The 3,274-nt window shown below is 34.1% G+C and carries 4 protein-coding genes; all 4 read right to left on the bottom strand.

Going from position 1 to position 3,274, the window contains the following annotated elements:
- Positions 1–134: 134 nt before the first annotated feature.
- Positions 135–254: a transposase gene (locus LOC54_RS11850; RefSeq protein WP_279313996.1), complete on the bottom strand. Its 120-nt coding sequence runs from the start codon at positions 252–254 to the stop codon at positions 135–137.
- Entirely contained in the window at positions 254–430 is a 177-nt protein-coding gene (locus LOC54_RS11845) for a hypothetical protein (protein ID WP_279313995.1), read from the bottom strand. Before LOC54_RS11845 ends, LOC54_RS11850 begins: the two co-directional genes overlap by 1 nt.
- A gap of 202 nt (positions 431–632) precedes the next feature.
- Positions 633–1,388 carry a glycosyltransferase family A protein gene (locus tag LOC54_RS11840; protein WP_279313994.1) on the bottom strand — a complete coding sequence of 252 codons (756 nt, stop codon included), beginning with the start codon at positions 1,386–1,388 and terminating at the stop codon, positions 633–635.
- Between the two features lie 3 nt (positions 1,389–1,391).
- Positions 1,392–2,936 carry a hypothetical protein gene (locus LOC54_RS11835; protein ID WP_279313993.1) on the bottom strand — a complete coding sequence of 515 codons (1,545 nt, stop codon included), beginning with the start codon at positions 2,934–2,936 and terminating at the stop codon, positions 1,392–1,394.
- Positions 2,937–3,274: the final 338 nt, after the last annotated feature.

Raw genomic sequence — 3,274 nt, 5'->3', positions numbered from 1 at the left:
ATGATCAGCATCCTGTGAATCACATTTTTAGCCCAATGGGTACCCCGTGAGTCTGATCAAGAAACGGTTGGTATGAGCGTTCCCGTCTCGGTCAGGCGATTGCGAAAATGCCGGATCGTGTTCTCGTCCGACCTTCAATCCCCGAGCGACAGCCCCAGAGATCGCAGCCAACTCAGCCGATCGCGGATCATGAACTCCATCCGGGCGTCTGACAGATTATGCTGCGCCTGCAGGATCAGGGCCTTGAACATCATCACCGGATCAAAGATGGGCGGCCACCTTTGCTGCCATCGCCATAGCCAAGCCCTTCGACCAGCCACACCCGGAAATGCTCGAAATTCACCGTCTCCTGCAAAACCTCGAGCGGATCACCCTCCTTGCTCAATGCATCAAGGTGATCACTCAAACTGAACAGGGACTTGGGATCCATGGCAGGCCTCCGTGATCGCGTAACTTCAATGAATCACCATAGGCGTCCAAACACTACCGATTTTTGCGGGTCTCCATCTTCAATCGGAGTTTCTGGAATTTTTACAGGATCCGATCTTCCCCAGAGAAAAATTCATAATATTAAGAATTATATACAGCCCATTAAATATTGGGCTGTATATTTTATAATATTTATAAATTAATTATGGGTGCCTAAATTTCATAAGATTTTCAAGAATAAAATGTGCTGAAAAAGCCTCTTTTGCTGTTCTTGATGAATTATGAACTCTATATTTACATAGAATTTCAGGTAAAAAGCAAAGATCAAGTTTTTTATCTATAAATTTTAACCAAAAATCATAATCTTCCCATCCCTCCTCTATATGACTAAATCCTCCGACATCTTCCCAAGCCTTCTTTTTTATAAGAGCCATTACGTCTACGTAATTATTTTGCCTCATTCTATTGGCATCCCATATGTCTGAGACACCAATCTGGTTTCGCTCACCAAAATCGACAATCTGCGAATAAGATCCGGCGGCAGATGTTTTCATTAAAGCTGAAAATAATTTGGAAATTGCTGATGGAAATATCTCATTATCAGCGTCCATCATGAAAATGTATTCAGATTTTGCATAATTTATTGCTGAATTTCGGGAGAAAGAAGGTCCCTGATTCGTTTTATTCGATAAAAGCGTGCATTTTTCAAATCTCGTATAATTCTTCTTCATCCACTTGTGTATGACGTCAATAGAATCATCTTTTTCTGACTTGTCATCAATGACAACTAACTCTAATTTATCGAAAGTTTGATTATGTATAGAGTCTAAACATTTCTCGATGTATTTTCCATAATTATAATTCGTCACTATAACAGAAATAAATATACCAGAATTTGTTTTATTTTTACTTTGTGTAAATATCTCTACAGGTGTCGGATCCCACGGTTTCATAATCATAATTTACAGCTCCTTAATAATGTTATTAATAAAATTTATTAAATCTATATTTTTAGATTTCAATAAATTTTTGTTATTTAGCATTTTAAAGTTCTCTTCCTGTATTTCATTTGCTTTTTTATGCCCATCTTCAGAATTTAAAAGCCATTCTATAAGGTTAGGCATATGCCTGGATGTTTCTACAAGAAAATTTACACCCTCTTTATACAGAGGATGAGGTAAACACTCTTCGGAAACTACGATACTGCCTCGAGAAAGGCCTTGCTTTACGATCCTGTGCCATTCGAAGTAAGGATCTTCATCTCTATGAATATTTATGGATATTTTAGAATTATCTGCAACATAGGATGGAATTTTTGAAAGTATTTTATAAGGATCTTTCCCAGGTATAGGACCTTGATTTTTCCTATAATATATAAAACAATTTTTCTCAGATAAATAAAGAGCATTCTTTGAAAGAAATTTATCTCTTTTCCTAGAATCATTCCCAAAAAAACTTACATCTATAGATCTATCAAGGAATTTTTTATAACTAACTCCACTTTTTTTAGCTTTTTCCGGAAGAATTTTAAATAAATTACTTTTTCTATATTCTTCTTCAATTTCAATTGGATCCGTTGAGACAATGGGATCAAAATGGAAACTCCTTATTCCCATATTTTTAAATATTTCATATGTCTGATAAGAAAAATCAATAATTGCTAGGCTTAAAAATAAATATATAACCCCTCTATTAAACCAGTCAGTTTGAGGCTGTTCAGTATTTAACATGATTGAAGAAGATATTATACTTTCTTCTTTCCATTTTTCAGAACCATTTAGAAAAAAGAACTCATGGGGAGCGCAAAATATATATAATTCAGAAGAATTATTTGGCTCATATTCTTCAGTAACGACTATACTTTTAAATCCAGAAGATCTCATATACTCTGAAAAATCTTCAGCTATTTCCCTTATGAATGTATTGCCTTTTGAATGATAAAAAACAGGGAATACAATTTCAGATAAATTTTTATTGTTTGTAATTTTTTTATTAGATATAATATAATTTAATTTTTCTTTAGCCAAAATACCAAAAGTTTCTGCTATTTTTTTAGGAGAAAAAATTCTCCTACCCTCAGGTATTCCGTATATAACGGCATGAATATCAGATGATACACTTCCACCTTTTGTATCAGAATTCATTTCTTCGTAATCTTCACATGAGAAGAAAGGAATTTTATTTATATTTGATACGATTTTTTCTATAGATTCGAAGCTGAAATCTCCCAATAGTCCTTTATCTGCAAATTTAATGCCATTGTTTCTTCTTAAAAAATGCAAAAAAGGAAAAGAAAGATCTTCTTTTTCTTTATCAAAATAAGTTATATATCTTTTTTCGTCGAAATAAGAATTCGGACGTCTACCTTCTTCTCTTCCGTATTTTATATAATGCTCTATGGGATCAGAATTAGATTCCCTGACATCATCATATTCGAGAAGATAAAAATCTTTATCGAATAGATTTGACTTCTCTATTTCATCATAAATCTCTTCATATACGGACATATTAAAACCTTATCGAAAAAATATTATTTTTTTTCTCTATATATATTATCATGTGTACAAACTTCCCTGATACTCTACATTTTCTTTTTTATTATATATTATAAATGTGACGGAGTGAAGGTATTAAAGCACAGTTTTTTTGTGGTGGATCACTATCTAATATAAACCGTTGATTGCTATAACCTATATACCCAATTGCGCAGTCCGATTGACATGATGCGCCAAGGTTTGACGTGCCCCCTTTTTTGTATCCACTCAAAATTTTGTATCCACTCAAAAGGAGAGTTCCCGTTTTTTATGGCTTGGGGTTGATGGGATGACAAGGGTCTCGGGGGCAT

It is taken from the genome of Acetobacter sp. AN02, from assembly GCF_029759835.1.
In the GTDB taxonomy this organism is placed as follows: domain Bacteria; phylum Pseudomonadota; class Alphaproteobacteria; order Acetobacterales; family Acetobacteraceae; genus Acetobacter.
This window is presented reverse-complemented; position numbering and strand designations above follow the sequence as displayed.